The 17434-nt window shown below is 69.4% G+C and carries 14 protein-coding genes and 1 riboswitch; of the genes, 1 reads left to right on the forward strand and 13 read right to left on the reverse strand.

Annotated features, from left to right (window positions below):
* Position 1 precedes the first annotated feature (1 nt).
* From CS1GBM4_RS09370 to CS1GBM4_RS09415, 11 genes are all read right to left on the reverse strand, one after another.
* Positions 2-982 carry a tripartite tricarboxylate transporter substrate binding protein gene (locus CS1GBM4_RS09370; RefSeq protein ID WP_186418434.1) on the reverse strand — a complete coding sequence of 327 codons (981 nt, stop codon included), beginning with the start codon at positions 980-982 and terminating at the stop codon, positions 2-4.
* Positions 982-1812, reverse strand: coding sequence for a DUF1932 domain-containing protein (locus CS1GBM4_RS09375; protein ID WP_186418435.1), 831 nt, complete (start codon positions 1810-1812; stop codon positions 982-984). The genes CS1GBM4_RS09370 and CS1GBM4_RS09375 overlap by 1 nt, the downstream gene beginning before the upstream one ends.
* A gap of 86 nt (positions 1813-1898) precedes the next feature.
* Positions 1899-2819, reverse strand: a complete 921-nt coding sequence (locus tag CS1GBM4_RS09380; protein WP_186418436.1) for a LysR family transcriptional regulator — start codon at positions 2817-2819, stop codon at positions 1899-1901.
* A 112-nt stretch (positions 2820-2931) separates the two neighbouring features.
* The gene (locus CS1GBM4_RS09385; protein WP_186418437.1) at positions 2932-3726 is read right to left on the reverse strand and encodes an ABC transporter ATP-binding protein; all 795 of its coding nucleotides are present in this window, start codon (positions 3724-3726) and stop codon (positions 2932-2934) included.
* The gene (locus tag CS1GBM4_RS09390) at positions 3723-4766 is read right to left on the reverse strand and encodes an iron ABC transporter permease (protein WP_244607146.1); all 1044 of its coding nucleotides are present in this window, start codon (positions 4764-4766) and stop codon (positions 3723-3725) included. Before CS1GBM4_RS09390 ends, CS1GBM4_RS09385 begins: the two co-directional genes overlap by 4 nt.
* A complete protein-coding gene (locus CS1GBM4_RS24550) occupies positions 4763-5773 on the reverse strand; it encodes an ABC transporter substrate-binding protein (RefSeq protein ID WP_244607158.1) in 1011 nt (336 codons plus the stop codon). Before CS1GBM4_RS24550 ends, CS1GBM4_RS09390 begins: the two co-directional genes overlap by 4 nt.
* 234 nt (positions 5774-6007) lie before the next feature.
* Positions 6008-6216, reverse strand: a riboswitch (cobalamin riboswitch).
* A gap of 65 nt (positions 6217-6281) precedes the next feature.
* Positions 6282-8768 carry a glycoside hydrolase family 2 protein gene (locus CS1GBM4_RS09395; protein ID WP_186418439.1) on the reverse strand — a complete coding sequence of 829 codons (2487 nt, stop codon included), beginning with the start codon at positions 8766-8768 and terminating at the stop codon, positions 6282-6284.
* A gap of 3 nt (positions 8769-8771) precedes the next feature.
* Complete coding sequence (locus CS1GBM4_RS09400; RefSeq protein WP_186418440.1) at positions 8772-9785, reverse strand: DUF1839 family protein; 1014 nt, start codon at positions 9783-9785, stop codon at positions 8772-8774.
* Positions 9786-9790: 5 nt separating this feature from the next.
* Positions 9791-10711 (reverse strand): amino acid--[acyl-carrier-protein] ligase, encoded by a 921-nt coding sequence (locus CS1GBM4_RS09405; RefSeq protein ID WP_186418441.1) that lies wholly within the window; start codon positions 10709-10711, stop codon positions 9791-9793.
* Between the two features lie 4 nt (positions 10712-10715).
* Complete coding sequence (locus tag CS1GBM4_RS09410; RefSeq protein WP_280177697.1) at positions 10716-11951, reverse strand: acyl-CoA dehydrogenase family protein; 1236 nt, start codon at positions 11949-11951, stop codon at positions 10716-10718.
* Positions 11951-12196, reverse strand: coding sequence for an acyl carrier protein (locus CS1GBM4_RS09415; RefSeq protein ID WP_186418442.1), 246 nt, complete (start codon positions 12194-12196; stop codon positions 11951-11953). Before CS1GBM4_RS09415 ends, CS1GBM4_RS09410 begins: the two co-directional genes overlap by 1 nt.
* Before the next feature lie 408 nt (positions 12197-12604).
* On the opposite strand from CS1GBM4_RS09415, the gene CS1GBM4_RS09420 reads away from it, so the two are divergent.
* Entirely contained in the window at positions 12605-13810 is a 1206-nt protein-coding gene (locus CS1GBM4_RS09420) for an acyltransferase (RefSeq protein WP_186418443.1), read from the forward strand.
* Here CS1GBM4_RS09420 and CS1GBM4_RS09425 read toward each other — a convergent pair.
* Positions 13786-15042 carry a UDP-phosphate alpha N-acetylglucosaminyltransferase gene (locus CS1GBM4_RS09425; protein ID WP_186418444.1) on the reverse strand — a complete coding sequence of 419 codons (1257 nt, stop codon included), beginning with the start codon at positions 15040-15042 and terminating at the stop codon, positions 13786-13788. The two genes, CS1GBM4_RS09420 and CS1GBM4_RS09425, sit on opposite strands and share 25 nt — an antisense overlap.
* Positions 15039-17021 carry a GumC family protein gene (locus tag CS1GBM4_RS09430; protein ID WP_186418445.1) on the reverse strand — a complete coding sequence of 661 codons (1983 nt, stop codon included), beginning with the start codon at positions 17019-17021 and terminating at the stop codon, positions 15039-15041. Before CS1GBM4_RS09430 ends, CS1GBM4_RS09425 begins: the two co-directional genes overlap by 4 nt.
* Between the last annotated feature and the right edge of the window lie 413 nt (positions 17022-17434).

Genomic DNA, 17434 nt, shown 5'->3' on the forward strand with positions numbered 1-17434 from the left:
CTCACTCCGCCGCCTTGATGCCGGCGCGAACGATGACGTCGCGCCAGAGCGCCAGCTCTGAGCCGATCAGCCTGCCGAAGCCCTCGGGCGTCTCCGGGCGGGCGATGGCGCCGTCCTTGGCCAGGGCGGCGGCGAAGTCGGGCTGGCCGAGCAGCGCGTTGATCTCGCGGTTGAGCCGCTCGACCACCGGCCGGGGCGTGCGCGCCGGCGCCACGAGCCCGTACCATTGCACCGCCTCGAAATCGGGCAGCCCGCGCTCGGACAGCGTCGGCAGGTCGGGAGCGAAGCCGACGCGCTCGCGCCCGGCGACGCCGAGCACCCGAAGCTGGCCGCCCTCGGCCAGGGGCAGCACGGCCGGCCCGCCGGTGAGCGTGAACTGGATGTTGCCGGCGACGATGTCGTTCACCGAGGGCGCCGTGCCGCGATAGGGCACATGCGTCGCCTCGATCCCAGCGCGATGGCAGAAATAGGCGGTGGCGATATGGGCGGCGCTGCCCTGCCCGCCCGAGGAGTAATTCAGCTTGCCGGGGTTCGCCCTGGCGTAGGCGATGAACTCGGCCAGGGTCTTCGCCGGCAGCGTCGGATTGATCGCCAATATGTTCGGCAGCATCGCGACGAGCGCCACCGGCTGGAAATCCCTGACCGGATCGTAAGGCACATTGGCGTAGAGCGAGGGCGCGAAGGCCAGCGTCCCGATATGGCCCATCATCAGCGTATGACCGTCGGGCTCGGACTTCGCGACCTGCCCGGCCGCGGTCATGCCGCCGGCGCCGGGCCGATTCTCGATCACGAAACCCTTGCCGGGAATGATCTGTTCGAGCCTGCTGGCGATCACCCGTGCCAGCACGTCGGTACTGCCGCCCGGCGTGAACGGCACGACGATCCGGATCAGCTGGCTCGGCCAGCCCTGCTGCGCGCGCCCCAGCCCGGCGGAGCCGGCGAGCCCGAGCCCGGCCAGCACGGAGCGTCGGTCGAGCCTCATCATGCACCTTCCTTGCGGCGGGCGCCGCGCTGCTGGGCCTCGGCGACGGCGGCGGCGAGCCCGGGATTGAGACCGGCCGCCGCCAGCATCTCCGCGGCCTCCCGCATCTCGGCGGCCCGGCGCACGCCATGCGTCGCGACACGCTCGCGCATGTCGGCGGCGAGCGCCTGGAAATCGATCGACGGAAAAGTCGCGTTAAGGCTGGCGAAGACCGGGTCCCCGACCTCCCAGGCTGCACAGGCGGCAGCACAGTCGACCATCAGCGCCTCCAACCCCTTGATCACGATCGAGCGGCAGAGCTTCATCGCCGAGGCCCGGCCATAGATCTCCGAGACCGGCGTCAGGTTCATGCCGAGCCCGTTGAGCGCTTCGGAGACGGGCTCGGCCTTCGGGCCCCCGCTGAGGATCGCGACCCTGAGGCCGGGCTTCAGCACCGGCGCCATCACTGCCGCCTCGACATAATCGGCGCCGCTGGCAGCGACAGCCTCGGCCGCCCGCTGCTTGGTCGAGGGCGCCGCCGAGTTGACGTCGACGAAGACCTGCCCGGGCTTCAGCCAAGCCGCCGCCCCGCGCGCCACCGCCTCGGCGCGGTCGGCTGTGACGGCCGAGAAGACGAAGGTCGCGCCCGAGCAGGCTTCCTGCGCCGAGGAGGCCCGGACGACGCCGAGTTCTTGCGCGGCGGCTTCCAGGCGGCCGCCGGCCGCGCTGCCGAAGAGCAGATCATAGGCCCGGACGGCGACGCCTTCATTGGCGAGAAGCCCGCGCGAAAAGGTCTGGCCGACCTCGCCGAAGCCGATGAAGGCGATCGCTGCCCTATTGGCGCCTGCCATCGCTGGCCTCTCCTCGTGCGTTTCATCCCAGGCCGAGGAAAGGCCAGACTCGTTCTGCCATCAAATGATAAGAATGCAGCGATTGATTATTTTCGCTCATCTCGCCAGGGCGCGATGCTGCGCTTCAGCGCCTGGCTCAGCAGCGTCATCAGGTCACGCGTCACAGGCCGCAGCGGCACCGATTTGCGCGTGATGATCCCGAGCGTCCGCGTCACCGCCGGCGAGCGCAGCGGCACCGCCACCAGTTCGCCGGCATCGACGACGTCGAGCGCGAGCTGCGGCACCACCGCATAGCCGATGCGTGAGCGCACCAGGCCGACCGCTGTGACGACGCGCTGGACCTCGTAGCGCCAGGTCAGGCTCTCGCGGCGGGCGCCGAGCGCATCGTCGATCAGGATGCGGTTGCCCGTCTCGGCGCTGATCCGCACCAGCGGCTCGCCCTGCAATTGCGCCCAGGTCAGCGAGCCCGCCTGCGCCAGCGGCATTGAGCGATGGCTGACGAGCACGAAGGGCTCCTTGACCACCGGCTTCAGCTCGAGGTCCCAGCGATTGGCGGCGACGATGGTGACGCCGAACTCGGCCTCGCCGGACTGGACCTTGTCGGCGATCTCCGAGGCCGAGTTGTCGTGGATGCGGACACCGACGCCGGGATGGCGCGCGGCGAAGGCGGCGATCACCGCCGGCATGCAATGCACCGCCACCGTCGGCAGGCAGCCGAGGGAGACCTGCTCGTCGCCCTCGCGCAGCTCGACCCTGACCTCGGCGATGGCGAGGCCAAGATCCTCGAAGACGCGCCGCGCCCGCGGCAGCAGCGTCGTACCCGCCGCAGTCAGCGAGACCTGGCGCGTCGTCCGCAGGAACAGCGGCGTGCCGAGCGATTCCTCGAGCTTGCGGATGCGGTGGCTGAGCGCCGTCTGCGACAGGTTGAGATGCGAGGCGGCGGCGCGGAAGCTGCCGCGCTCAGCGATGCTGATGAAGGCCTGGAGACCAAGGACGTCGGCGCGCATGTCCTTTGCTAGTGCATGCTGCGAAAATCTGGCAACGGCTTTCCACGCCGCCCGCGTTCCGAACGATCGCGATCCCGCGGCCTTCGACGGCAGGGGCGATATGCCGGCCATGTCAGGCGCCCGCGAGGCCGCCTGCACCTTGCTCCGCCTCGACGAGATACTCGATGTGCCGCCGTCCCGACGCGCCCGTGCGGATCGCGACCGCGACGCCGAAAATGCGCTGGATCGCCTCGGCGGTCAGGACCTCGTCCGGCGGCCCCGCCATCTGCAGCCGCCCTTCATGCAGCAGCGCGATCTCGTCGCAGAACATGGCCGCCAGGTTGAGATCGTGCAGCGCCATGATGCAGGTGATGCCGAGGCGGCGGACCAGGCTCAGGATCGAGAGCTGGTGCTGGATGTCGAGATGATTGGTCGGTTCGTCCAGGATGAGCTCGCTCGGCTCCTGGGCGAGCGCCCGGGCGATGTGGACGCGCTGGCGCTCGCCGCCCGAAAGCGTGTGCCAGGACTGGTCGTGCCGCTCCGAAAGCCCGACCCGCGCCAGCGCCTCGGTCACGGCCGCCTCGTCGGCGGCAGTCCAGGATGCCAGCGCGGCGCGATGCGGCGTGCGGCCCAGCCGCACCACGTCGCAGACGGAGAGCTGGATCTCGGTCGCCGCCTGCTGCTCGACGAAGGCGAGGCGCCGGGCGAGCTCGCGCCGCGCCAGCGCGGCGATGTCGCGCCCGTCGAGCGTGACGACCCCGCTCGCGACGTTGCGCAAGCGGCACAGCAGCCGCAGCAGGCTCGACTTGCCGGAGCCGTTCGGCCCGATCAGGCCGAGCACCCGACCGGGAGCCGCCTGCAGCGTCACCCCGTCGACGATGATCCGGCCGGCGGCGCCCCAGCACACCTCATGCGTCGCGAGCGTCATGAGGGCCGCCGCGCGCGATGCAGGATGAGGGCGAAGACCGGCGCTCCGAACAGCGCCGTCACCACGCCGATCGGCAGGATCTGCTGCGGGATCAGCACGCGCGACAGGATGTCGGCGAGGATCATGAAGATCGCGCCGACGACGAGGCAGGCCGGCAGCAGGCGGGCATGGCCGGAGCCGACGAGGAAGCGCGCCGCATGCGGGATGATCAGCCCGACGAAGCCGACCGTGCCGATGATCGAGACCATCGCCGCCGTCATCACCGCGGTCGTGGCGAAGAGCACCACCTTCACGCGGGTGACCGCGACCCCGAGCGCAGCGGCGGCGTCGATGCCGAAGGCGAAGGCGTCGAGCGCCTTGGCGTGCAGCATGCAGACGGCGAAGCCGACAAGGGCGACCGGCGTCGCAACCCATAGATCCGGCCAGCGCACGCCGCCGAAATTGCCGAGCAGCCAGAACATAACGCCGCGCGCCTGCTCGGCGCTGGCCAATGTCGTGACGATCGTCGCGGTGGCGGCGTTGAAGAGCTGCGAGGTGGCGACGCCGGCGAGGATGACGCGATCGCTCGCCCCGCCGGCGCCCGTCGCCAGCAATGCCACCACGGCGAGCGCGGCGCAGGAGCCGACGAAGGCGCCCGCCGAGAGCGTCAGCGCGGTGCCGCCGATGCCGACGCCGAGAATGAGGACCGCGACGGCGCCGGTCGAAGCCCCGGCCGAGATGCCGAGGACGTAAGGCTCCGCCAGCGGATTGCGCAGCAGCGCCTGCAGGATCGCGCCCGACAGCGCCAGCGCGCCTCCGCACAAGCCGGCCATCAGCGCGCGGCTCAGGCGATAATCGAAAATCACGCCCTGCTGGATCGCGCTCACCGGCGCATCGAGGCCCAGCAGCCCGTTGCCGAGCGCCCGCAGGGCGGTGTCCAGCGGGATGCGCATCTCGCCGATGGTCACCGCCAGCGCCACGGACAGGGCGAGCGCCAGCACGGAAGCCAGCGCGACGGCGATCCGCGCCGGCCAGTTCGGGCCGTGGGCAGCGTGGCTCAAGGGGAAAGGCCGAAGCCGGCGATCGCCCTGGCGAGGGTCTCGATGCCGTCCACGGTCTCCAGCCCGGCCCGCGTCGCCCCGACATCCATGATCACGATGCGGTTGTTCTTCACCGCGTCGAGCTTGCTCGCGACGGGATCGGTCCTGAGGAAGTCGAGCTTCTTCTCGATGTCGTCGGCCGGAAAGCGCCGGCGATCCATCTTCACCGCGACGATCACCGCGGGATTCGCGGCAGCGATGCTCTCCCAGCCGACCAGCGGCCATTCCTCATTGGTGGTGATGACGTTGCGGGCGCCGAGCTTCGACAGGATATAGGCCGGCACGCCGTTCTTGCCGGCCATGAAGCCGTCGCCCTTGATGTCGCGGCTGGAGAACCAGACCACGACCGGCACGTCCCTGGCCTTGAGGCTGGCGACGGCCGCGACCGCCTTGTCCTCGCGTGCCTTCAGTTCGGCGACAAGGGCTTCGGCCCGGTCGGAAACGTCGAAGATCTGCCCGAACTCGCGGATGTTGCGGTAGACCAGCTCCATCGTGAACATCTGGGTGCGGATCCCGTCGCCCGCGCCGGAATTGTCCTTGCCGACGCAATCGGCCGGCGAGACGTAAGTCGGCACCTTGACCCTGGCGAACTGCTCGCGCTTGCCGACGATGCCGTTCGGCCCGACATGCCATTCGAACATCGCGGTGACGAGGTCGGGCTCCTGGGCCAGCACCGCCTCGAAGCTCGGATCATTGTCGGCGAGGCGCTTCACCTTGGCGTTGACGGCTTCGTAGGGCTTGGCGACCGGCGAGAACCAGACTGCGGTCCCGACCACGCGATCGCCGAGGCCGAGCGCGTAGAGGATCTCGGTCTGCGTCTGGCCGATCGCGACGACGCGCTTGGGCGGCGCGGCGAAGGTCACGCTCTCGCGGCAATTCTCCAGCGTCAGCGGATATTGCGTCGGCGCGGCGACGGCTACGCCTGCGAGGACAATGCCGAGGAGGGCCGCGCCAGATAGCTGCAGCAGGCGGACGAGATTGCACGCGGTCGGCACGAGGGACGCTTCCAATGTAACGTTATTACATTGCCCATAGGATGGGCCGTGGCCGGCCGTCAAGCGCCCCGCGCAGGTGCGGGCGGCGGTCTTCGCGAACATGGATCTCATCGCTCCCCGAGATGATGGAGGGGAGCTGCGCAGCGGCGTGGACGAATGGAGGCACCGCCGCCATCGACACACACCTCCGGAACACCCCGTCCGAAAGACGTCTTCGACGACCGGGGCAGGTCTCCTGGCTCGCGGGTCGGTGCCGCTTCCGCCCGGCCTTCCCGGCGCGCGGCGCCAGTGGACGATGGACGGAGAGCTCGCCGCTCACAGTTGCGGGGGCAGCTTCGGCTTCGGCGCATGGCGCCCCACCGAATTCCCTCTTAGCTCCGGGAATGACCCGGAGAACCTCGATCGCGGTCAGCCTATAGGCCCGCTCCCCGCCGTCAAGCGACCAAGCTGCCGGCGGACGAAGCCGGCAGGCTGGACGGCGTCACCCGCCCGCGGCGTAACCCGCCCGGTCGACGGCGTTGACGGCGCGGACTTCCCCGGCCGGCGCGCCAGCGGCGCCCGTCCGCGGTCGCAGGCGGATGCGCCGCGGCTCACCCGGCGCGAGATGGAACCAGTTCCTCTCCGGCCGCCAGCCCTCGTCGACGATCTCGACCGATTGCGCGAAGCGCCGGGCCGAGAGGACGAGGCTCCATTCGTCCCCCTCGCGCTCCAGCTGCGCGTCTAGCCCGCAATGACGGCGTTCATGGCCGCGCCCGAGCGGGAAATGGAAGGCCTCGGCCAGCACCGCGCCGCTCGCGGCGTCGCGCAGCACGGCCGAGGTCACCTCATGGCCGGGCGGGCCGAAGCGGTAGGCGAAGGTGATGTCGAAGAAGCGACCGATCAGCTCTGCAGCCGAAAGGGTCGTCGCCGCGCGGGGAGCGAGCGCGAGTTCGCGCTTCGCCTTGACGACGGCGACCTCGCCGGCGCGCCAGCAGCTCAGTTCGACCGTCGCCGCCAGGGGCTCCGGACGCTCGTTCAGGACGTGCAGGGCGAGGCCGTTGACGCCTTCGTCGGTCATCGCCAGCTGGACCGGCCGGAAGGCGCGGGCGAGCCCGTGCCAGGCCGATTTGGGTTCGCCGTCGCTGGCGATCACGCCCCAGCCGGCGCCGGCCTGCAGATCCTGCAGCAGCCAGACCAGCGCGCCGCGGGTCGGCGAGCCCGGCCGGCGCCATTCCGCGAAGGTCTCCTCCATCACCTCGGCGACGGTCGCGCGCGACAGGGAAAAATAGCGCTCCGGGTCCTCGCGCCGCAGCCGCGCCGGCTCGAGGCCGTAGAGGCGTTCGAGATAGTGGTCGCGCACATCCTCGAAATCCCAGGAGGCGCCGGCGTCGCGCGGTACGGCGCGCTTCCACTCGGGATGATGCGTGATCGCCGGCGGCCTGCCGCCGCGCAGCGAGACCTCCTCCGGCACATTGGCGAAGGCGAGGCACTCGGCCGCGAAGCGGACCTGGGCGCGGCGGGCATCGTCGAGGCCGCGCATATAGGCCCCGACTCCGTAATAATGCGTCACACCCTTGTCGGCGCCGAAGGGCAGCGGACCGCCGGAGGGCGAGTTCGGGACATAGGCGATGTCGGGGCGACAAGCGGCGACCGCCTCCGGCAGAACCTCGTCGAAGACGGGGCCGGACCAGGCCTCGGGCGGCGCGCCCAGCATGGCCGATTGCTGGAAGACCTCGCTGCCGCCGCAGAGCACGGCGAGGCTGGGCGAGCCCTGCGTCCTGCCGAGCAGCGCCTCGGCCTCCGCCGCGATCGCCGCGCGGAAGCGGGCGTCGCCCTGCGGATAGTCGAAATTGGCCAGCATCATCTCCTGCCAGACCATGATGCCGAACTCGTCGCAGAGCGCGAAGAAGGCGTCGTCCTCATAGGTCATCACGCCGGGGAGACGGACCATGTTCATCCCGGCCTCGCGCGCCAGCCTGAGCCAGGGCTCGTAGGCGGCGCGGCCGCCGGCCAGCATCGTCACGTCGGCATTGCTCCAGCAGGCGCCGCGGCAGAACACCGGCACGCCGTTGACGACGAGGCCGAAGCCCTCGCCATCGGCACCGTGTTCGACGTCGAGCGAGCGGAAGCCGATGCGGCCGAGTTCGATCGTCTCGCCATCGAGCAGGAGCGTGAGCGCGTGCAGGGCGGGCTCGCCATGGGTGTGCGGGAACCAGGGCGCGACGCCGGGCAGGGATAATGCGCCGGCTAAGTATCCGCCGCCTTCGGCATGCAGAGCAGCCTCGCCGTCCCCGCAGCGGATGGTGGCTGTCGCATTCCGTTCGGCGGAAGCGCCCGCCAGCGCGACCCGGAGCGTGACGGTACCGATCCGCCCATCATAGCACGTGCGCAGATCGACGGTTTCGATCCTCGCCGCGTTCGCCTCGCTCTCGATCCGCAGCACCGGCCGATACGGCCCGGTCGGCAGGCCGGGCGGGCACCAGCCCGGCATCGAGCCGAGCGCGCTGGTGCGGTACCAGCGCAGCCCGTTGGGCTGGATCATCGCCGGCCGCCAGCGCGAGCGCCGCGGGGCAGCGGCGAGCTTGGGCGCCAGGGCGCGGAAGCATAGGGCGATCTCTGTCCCCGCCGGACAGTCGACGGCGATCTCGACCGGAGCGAACATCGAGGCGCTGTCGGCCTGCTTCACGCCGCCGACCCAGATCTCCGTGACGGTCGCGAGCCCCTCGAAGCGCAAGCGTCCGGCCAGAGCCTCGGTCAGCCGCGTGCGATACCAATGATCCTGCCGGCCGATCGCCTCGGCGCTGGCGTCGTCGAGCCGGCCGAGGCTGCGCAGCGTCCCGGCGACCGTGCCCGGCACGGCCGCCTCCCGCCAATCCCCATGCTCGGGGAGATCGGCCGGATTGGCGACGGCATCGGCCGGGGTTGCGAGCCAGGACCAGTCTCCGAGCGGCAGGACCCGTTCGCCGGTGCGCGCCACGATGCGGGCCATGGCTCAGCCGGGGAAGCGCTGCCCGAGCGCTTCGCTGACCTGGTCGTGCTCGCCGACCAAGCCGGCGAGCGTCGCGTCGAAGCGCTCGAAGCGCTTCTGCTTCATCGCCCGGGCGAGATGGAACTGCGCCACCTTGGCGCCCTCGGCAAGGCGCAGCGAACCGTCGCGGGCAGCCTCCAGCCCGTCGACCGACTGGCCGAGCCAGGAGAGGTGGCTGGCGAGCAGCTCGAAATTGGCGCCGAGCTGGCGCAGCGTGTTGAAGGCATAGTGATGGAAGGCCGCGCCGGGCCGCTCGGCCAGTGCCTCGGCCTGCTGGGTCGCCACCGCCCGGAAGGCCGCGACCGGGTTGTCCTGCGGCCGGCGCGCGACATGGCGGGCGAGCAGCGTCAGCGCGCTCGCACGCAGGGCACCGTCCTCCGGCCGATGCCGCGGCAGCCGCACCATCTCGGCATAGGGGAAGAGCGTATCCGCACGCATCTGCCCCGGCAGCAGCCGGAACAGCCCGTCGAAATCCTCGCCTTCGGCCCGGTGCAGGCCGTCATTGTGGAAATAATCGAGCTCGCGCGCGGCGCGGTCGATCCGGTTCACCGCGATCGTCGTCTTGCCATGGCTGTCGCGATAGGAGACGCCGCGCGTATCGGGCATGTAGAAGGAATCGAGTTCGAGCAGCACCAGCCGGCCGAGCGCGATCTGCTGCTCGATATGGCCGATCAGATCGTCATAGAGCGCAAGCTCCGTCACCCTCAGGCCGTAGAGCGCCTCGAGATCCTCGAGCGGCGGCTTGAAGAAGGTGAACTGGTCGCCCTCGAAATCCTGCGTGATCGTGAAGCCGAAGGCCGCCGCGGGCTCCAGCCTGAGCGCGTGCAGGATCTCGATCCAGAGATCGGCATAGCAGTTGGTCTGCGGCCAGTGCCGCTCGCCGGCATGCATCGCATGCCGATCATAGCCGAGCGGATCGACCGGCAGGAGCCGGCCCGCCGGGGCGGCGGGCGCGGCGATCTTTTGCTGGGCCGTCATCGCGCTCACGGCCAGAGCACGTCGCGCACCGCCGCCGGCCAGCGCGCGACGTCGTAGCCATGGTGCTTGAACAGAGCGAGCGCGACCCGCTCCATGCCGAAGCCGACGCAGGCGGTGTGCGCGGTCTCGCCCGCCGCGGTCCGGATGCCCCAGGTCGTGCCGAAATGATCCTGATGATAATTGAAGGAGAGGCAGGCGGTCGGCTTCTCCTCGCTCTCGATCGGGATCAGCAGCTCGAACTTCAGGCGCTGGTCGCGCTGGTTGTTCGCCAGCATGCGCCCGGCCCGGCCGAAGAACGGGTCGTTGGCGACATCGACATGCAGCGGCACGCCGAGCGAGGCCATCATCGCCTGGCCGCGTTCGAGCCAGAGCGCACGGAACTCCGTGACCTGCTCGGGCGTGCCGAAGCGGACATATTCGCGCATGCGGAAGAGCTGCATCCGGGCCGGGTCCTTCGAGGGCTCGTGGCGGAAGCAGTAGGATTGCAGGTCGAACAGCGCGCCGTCGGACTTGAGCGGGCCGCGCTTGGCGACGACCGGATAGAGCGGATAGCAGGCGGCCGGGGTCAGCACGACCTCGGTCGAGATCTGCCCGTCGGTCCAGTCGACCCCGTCGGCCACCTTATGCAGCAATTCGGCATGGGCGCGCTCGTCGCCGGCAAAGGAATGCACGGTGCCGGCAAGCTGCGGGAAGCTCTTGAGATAGCCGCTCTTCTCGAAATGCTTGCGGCTCATCGCCGGAGGAAAGCGCACGATCTCGGCGCCGTCCCGGCCGCCATGGCGGGTGATGAGGTCGTCGAAGCGGGCGATGACCTCCTCGAACAGGCCGCTGCGGCCGTAGAGGCCGTCGACGCCGGTGTCGATCAGCAGGCCGCTATCGATCAGTTCCGCGAGGAAACCCTGCGGCTGGGAGCAGTTCTGGCACATGCGATCACCGGGAGAGGCTGGGGTCGTGCTTGTAGACGGCCAGCAGGTTGGAGGTGTTGCCGAGGATGCGGTCGTTGTTGATCATGATCGGCGCCGAGAGCGCGTCGCGCATCAGCCGCGCCAGGCTCGCCGGGCTGTCGTTGCGATAGCCCTGGATGCCGCAGATCAGGAAGGCCTGCATCACGATCTCGCCGACGCTCTGCGAGGCGACGACCTTGATGCTGTTCATCGCCACGACGAAGCCCATCGAGGAGAGCTCGTCGACATCGTCGCGGGCGCGCTCGTAGCGGTCGAGCCCGGCGACGATCAGCGCCTTGAACTGCTGCAGGCGGGCGAGCAGCTCGGCGAGGCGCAGCGCGCTCGGCGGAGTCGAGCCCGGCCGCTTGCGCGCCTCGCTGCGCACGAACCCCTCGGCGCGGGCCACCGCCTCGGCGGCGATGCCGTACCAGACCGAGGCCCAGAGCAGATGCGCGTGCGGCAGCATCGACTGCGCCGCGATCTCCGCGAACGGCACCGGGATGATCTGTTCGGCCGGCGCCCGGCCGGCGAAGGTGAAATTGTCGGAGCAGGTGCCGCGCATGCCCATCGTGTCCCAGACCGCGCTGCGCTCGAGCCGGTACTGGTCCCTGGTCAGGACGGACATGACCTGGTCGGAGGGCGGCGCCTCGGGCGTGCGCCGCGAGGTGATCAGGATCGCGTCCGCCTGCGCGCCATAGGAGATCAGGCAGCCTTCCTTCTCCAGCGTGAAGTCGTCGCCGTCGCGCACCACGCCGCAGACCGAGGAGCGCAGGTCGCCGCCGACGCCGCCGCCTTCGGTCGTGGCCGAGGCGAGCAGCAGCTGCTCGCCGGCGATGCGCGCCATGAACGAGCCGTGCCAGGGATCGTCGCCGCAATGCACGACCAGGCTCGACGCCTTGATCTGGTGCATCGCGTAGATCATGCCGGTCGAGCCGCAGGCCTGGGAGAGCACCGCGCAGATCTCGGCGATGGTCGAAAGGCTCGCCTCCTCGCCGCCCTGCGCCGCCGGGATCATGATGCCGAGCAGGCGCTCGCGCTTCAGCGCCTCGAAGGCCTCGTGCGGGAAACGCGACTTCGCGTCGACGTCGCCGGCGTGCTCGGCCGCGATCTTCGCGACCTTGCGCGCCTTGGCGACCATGGCCCTTTCGGCCTCGGCGCGCGCACCGGGAATCTCGGCGGAAAGCTGGTAGCCGGCTTCTGCCAGACGGGCGAGCGTCGTCATCAGACGTGCTCGCTCTGGATCGCGCGGATCGCGCTCTCGATCGCGGCGATCGAAGCGAAATTGCGCCGGTTCATCATCGTGTCGGGGAACTCGACCTCGAAGGCCTCCTCGAGCGCCATCATCAGCTCGACCGTGCCGAAGGAGGTGAGGCCGGCATTGTAGAGATCGGCCTCGTCGCCGAGCGTGGCGACGTCGACCGGCAGCTTGCCGGTGGTCCCGAGGATTTCGCGGATCCTGGTCTTCATCTTTCGTCCTGCCTGTCCCGTATCGCTGGCGGCCGAGATGGCCGCGAGGCAGCCAAGCCGCGGCACGGTGAAGTGCGCGGGCGCGAAGGCCCGCTCGCGGATCGCCGTGAAGCGTTGTTTGGCTGGTTTGACGCCGTGTTCTTCTTGGCTGCAACGTAGCGCTCAAATTTTAATGTTGCCTTGCGGCCGCTGTAGAAATCCCGCTGTAATCGCTCGACAGGCTGACCTTTGGACATGTGGTAAACGCCATCTTGCGCGAATACTCGCGCGCATTGGTCGAATCCCGTTTACGATGTTTTAGGATTTGGCCGGCCTGCACCGGCGAAACGCTCGATTCCCGAGGCTCGTTTGCATTATCTCCTCTCCGTCGGGACATGGGTGGCAGGGCTGCCCCCTTGGAGACGGTGAATGACGACCTTCGGATCGAGGCTGGCCGAGCACGACGGCGTGGGCCCGGGATTCGATGCCATGCGCATCGTGCTCGCGCTCTCGGTTCTGTTCAGCCACACCTTGCTGCTGTGGCCGACGGACCCGGCCCGTCAGGTGGTGCCGGTCGTTCCCTTCGCGCCGCTCCAGCAATGGGCCTTCGATTTCGCCATCCTGCCGATGTTCTTCGCGCTGAGCGGCTTCCTTGTCGCCGGCAGCGCCGAGCGGCTTTCGCTCGGCCAGTTCGTGATCAATCGCGGGCTGCGCATCCTGCCGGCGCTCGCGGTCGAGATCGGCCTGTCGGCGCTGGTGCTTGGACCGCTGCTGACGATCTACGGCCTCTGGCAATATCTCGCGGACCCGCTCTTCGCGCGCTACTTCCTCAATATCCTCGGCGTGATCCAGTACGAGCTGCCGGGCGTCTTCCTCGGCAATCCGCAGCCCAACATCGTCAACGGCTCGCTCTGGACGGTGCCGCACGAGGTCACCTGCTACGCGGTCCTCATCCTGTGCATCGCGACGGGCCTGTACCGGCACCGCCTGTTGATGCTGCTGGCGACGCTGGCGCTGTTCGCCACCTCGATCATCGTCTTCTCCTGCGGCCGGCTCGGCATCGCGCTGCCCGCCCAGGGTGCGCTGAACTACGTCTTCGTCACGCGCGGCGCGGCCCGGCTGGTGCCGCTCTTCCTGATGGGCATGCTGCTCTACCAGTATCGCGACCGCATTCCCTATCGCTTCGGCTACGCCATGGCGGCGATCGTCGCCTATGTCGCGATCGCCGCCCTCGGCGCGCCGGAGTGGATCGCCAACCCGATCTTCTCCTTCGTCTCGGCCCCGCTCTTCGCCTATGTCGTCAACTATGCCGGCTTGTCGCGGACCATGGTCCTGCCGTTCGCCTCGCGCGGCGATTATTCCTACGGCATCTATCTCTACGGCTACCCGCTGCAGCAGGCGATGATCCAGACCATGCCCTGGATCGACGACCGCGCCGTCTTCTTCGCCTGCTCCGTCGCCGCGGCCGGGCTGATGGCGGCCTTGTCCTGGCACCTGATCGAAAAACCGGTGCTGCGCCTGCGCCGAAAGTTCTCGCTGACCGCGCGCATCCACACCGCGCCTCCGCCGGGAAGCGGCCGCGACGAGAGCGGCAGGAGCCGGCCGCCGATTCAGCCGGCGGTGGCGGCGGAATAGGCCGGTGCCGCGGCAGCTGTCGCGGCTGGTGCCGGTTCGGCGCCCGCATCGGCGTCGCTCGATCCGGTCATGAACCAGAGCAGCGCCGCAGTCTTGATCGAGTACACGGAGTCGCTGACGATCATCAGCAGGCAGATATAGGTCGCGACGCAGACCTTGAACCGCCAGGCCCTTGGCGAGCTTTCCGGCGCGAAGATGAACAGGCTCCAGAAGCCGATCGCGCCCAGAAGCCCGATCTGGTTGAGCGAATAGGCATAGCCGGAATCGGAGAGGAAGGGCTTCTCCGGCGACAGGCCCCAGACCGCCTCCGGCGACAGCGAGGTCACCAGCTTCGCGGTCCAGAGCAGGCGTCCGGCGAAATTGTTCTGCCAGGACACCTCGGCGCTGGTGAAACCGTAGACCGCGAGCCCGGTCAACATGACGAAGGGCGCGGCCAGCCAGACGAAGCGCGGCGTGATCGGCGCCGCCAGATAAGCCGCGGTGGCGGCGATGCAGACATTGGCGCCGAAGCGCGAATCGCTGAGGACGACCGCCGTGAGGCCGGCCGCCATGGTCAGCCAGCGCCTCGCCATTTCCGGACGATTGAGCGTCCAGATGTAGAGGATCGCGCCGAAATTGCCGGTCGAGATCGGCTCGAGAAAGACCGAGGAGGCGCGGTGAGGCCCGAGGAACGGCAAGAGCGTGCGCGCATCCGGCCTGAGGCCGCTGGCGAAGAGCGCGCCGGTCTGGCTGCTGACCTCGCTCGGCGCCACCGTGCCGCGGGCGACATAGTACTTGATGATGTTGAAATAGCTCACATAGGCGTCGAGCGCGAGGAACTCGAACAGGCCGAAGGCGACGACGACGAGTCCGCTGAGGAAGGCGGCGCGGTCGGCCAGCCTGATGTCGTTGCAGCTGCGCCCGAGCAGGTAGAAGGCGATCGGAATCAGGAAATCGCGCACCGCCTTCGGGTCGATCAGCGGGCGCATCGCCATCAGCAGGGCCGCATAGGAGAAGAAGACCGCCAGCAGCAGATAGGGCGCGGCGTTGCGACCGAGCCCGAGATAGAGTGCGGTCGCGACCAGCACCACCTCGCAGCCCATCACCATGGTGTCGTTGATGCCCATGACGTTGGTGTTGATGAAGCACAACGCCATGTTGAAGGTGAGCGCGCCGAGGAGGAGCGCGACGGGCAGGGTCGGGAGCGGTCGAGCCGTGTCGGGACCGCCCGCCATGGCAGCCGGCGCGCTCACGCGGCCGCCCGCGCCGGGCGGCGCAGCCAGCGCGCGGCGAGGCCGCGCGCGCCCGCCGCCGCCTCCGGCACGACGAGCGCGACGATATGCTCGCCCTGCGGATCGATCGCGGCCGCCTGATCGACCAGGCTCCGGGGGGTCTCGCCGGCCAGTTCGGTCGCGAGCACGATCGCGTCCGGCCGCGCACTCGCCCTGCCGTCCGGCGCCGGAGCCTGCCGCATGACGATGAAGTTGCGGCGCCGTCCCGAACGGGGCGCGACGGTCGCGGCCGGCTCGATCCGGCGGATGTTCATCTCGCGGCCGGCGGCTCCGTCCTGGCAGAGCAGCACGCTCTCGCCATGCGCCGCCAGGCTGTTGGCGAGGTGCTCGGCGAGCGCGGCCTGGGTTTGCTCATCGGCCGACCCGGCGATCATCACCGAGGCCGGCAGATGCGGGCCGAGCGTCTTCTGCAGCAGCCGCGTGACGGGAAGGAGCGCCGCCTCGCGGCCGGCCGGCGCGGCGGGCAGCGAGACCACCGTGGCGACGCCGATCGCCCGGCCGGCGGCCTCCGGCGTCAGCGGCTTCGGCGCGTCCGGCAGGAGGCGCGATCTCGGCAGCCATTCGAGCAGGTAGGCGATGCCCAGCCCGGCGCAGGCGCCGAAGAGGAGCGCCGCCGCCAGCACGAGCGAGGCAGGCGGCTTGCTGGCCACGGCCGGCGCCACCGCCTCCGACAGCATGCGCGAATTGTTGGTTTCGATCCGCTTCTGCTGCTCGAGCTCCTTGGCGCGCTGCAGCGAGGCGCTGTAGACCGCACGCACGGCCTCGGCCTCGCTCTCGAGCTGGCGCAGCTTGATCTGGGCGGCGCCGCTGACCTCCTGCGACTTGGTCAGCTCCGTCGCCCGCTTCCTGAGATTGGCGAGGTTGCCCTCGGCCTGGCGATAGCCTTCCTGGATCGTGGCGCGCAGGCGGGCCAGTTCGCCGGCGAGCAGCCGGCGTGTCTCCGCGAGCTCCGCCCGGATCTCGATCAGGCGCGGATGCTGCGGCGCGAGCGTCTGCGCCAGGCTGGCCGCCTCGCGCGCGCTCTGGGCGTATTGAGCCCGCAGCGAGGTCATCACCGAGGAGGTGAGGGCTTCCGGCAGCGTGTCGGAGAGCGGGTCGCCATTGCCGTAGCGCGCCAGCTGGTCGCGCCGCGCCTGCTGACGCGCGACCTCCGCCTCGGCCTGGCTGATCTGGGCGTAAAGGTCGCGCAGCTGCTGCGAGACGATGAGCCCGCCCTCGCCGGTGCTGACCAGCCCGTTCTGGCTGCGGAAGGCCTGGACCGCCCGCTCCGCCTCGTCGAGCTGCGTGCGCAGGCCGGCGATCTGCCCGATCAGCGTGGTGTTGGCACGCTCGACGACGGCGCGTCGCCCTTCATTGCCCTGCCGGAAATAGACCTGGGCCAGCGCGTTGGCGATATCGGCGGCCCGCTGCGCCTGCGGATGCGAGACGATGATGCGGAAGACCAGCGAGTTCTCGACGCGCTGGATCACCACCGCCTTCTTCAGCGCATCGACCGTCTGCGCCAGGCGCTGCTCCGGCGTCGGCTGCAACAGGCGGCCGAACAGGCGCGAGAGCAGGCCGGCCGAGCCGCCGAAAGCCGGGTCCTTCTCGAGATCGAGCTCGTCTATGACCTGGCGCAGCACGCCGGACGAGGTCATCACCAGCGCCTGGCTGTCGACATTGGCGAAGTCGATCGAGGCCGAGGTGTCGGTCCGCACGATGTCCTTCCCGACGACCTGCAGCGCCTGCGGGTCGACGAGCAGCTCCGCCGTCGCCCGATAGACCGGGGTCTGCACCGAGAGATAGGCCAGCGCCAGCAGGAGGCAGAGCCCGGCGCTCGCCGCCACCAGCCAGCGGCGGCGGCTGAGCAGCTGGAGCAGTTCGGGCAGGCTGAAGGCGGCAGAGCGCCGGCCCGGCGCCGACGCGTCGTCTCTTCCTCCTGCCTCGAGCGCAGCCGGCACCGCAAATCTCCTCGATCCGTGCCGTCCCAGGGCGTCCACCGCGGATGCGCCGCCGGGCCCGGCTGGATTCCAGCGGCATCCTGCTCAGGCATGGTTAATATTTCGGTAACGGCACAATTACATATTGAATGAAGTATTCAACGCGAATGGTCTTTTAAAATTAACTACTTTGGTAAAGTCGGCGACTGAGGAATTCCTTTCCAGCCTCCGCAGTGATAGTTCAATATTTACGAAAATTGGCTTGGGCGAAGCCACGCCATGCCGAAGCGTTCCTGATCCGCGCAGTCCCGTTCATGCCCCGTTTACAACAGGAAGAAATCCCCGAACGGCGCCAACCTTTGCTTAGCCCGCGCCGGATATCCCTGCCATGGGAGCAGACCGGCTCAGCAAACGCGCCGTGACGAGGACAGGTC

Origin of the sequence: Allobosea sp. CS1GBMeth4, from assembly GCF_900185715.1 — a bacterium.
Classification (GTDB): Bacteria; Pseudomonadota; Alphaproteobacteria; order Rhizobiales; family Beijerinckiaceae; genus Allobosea.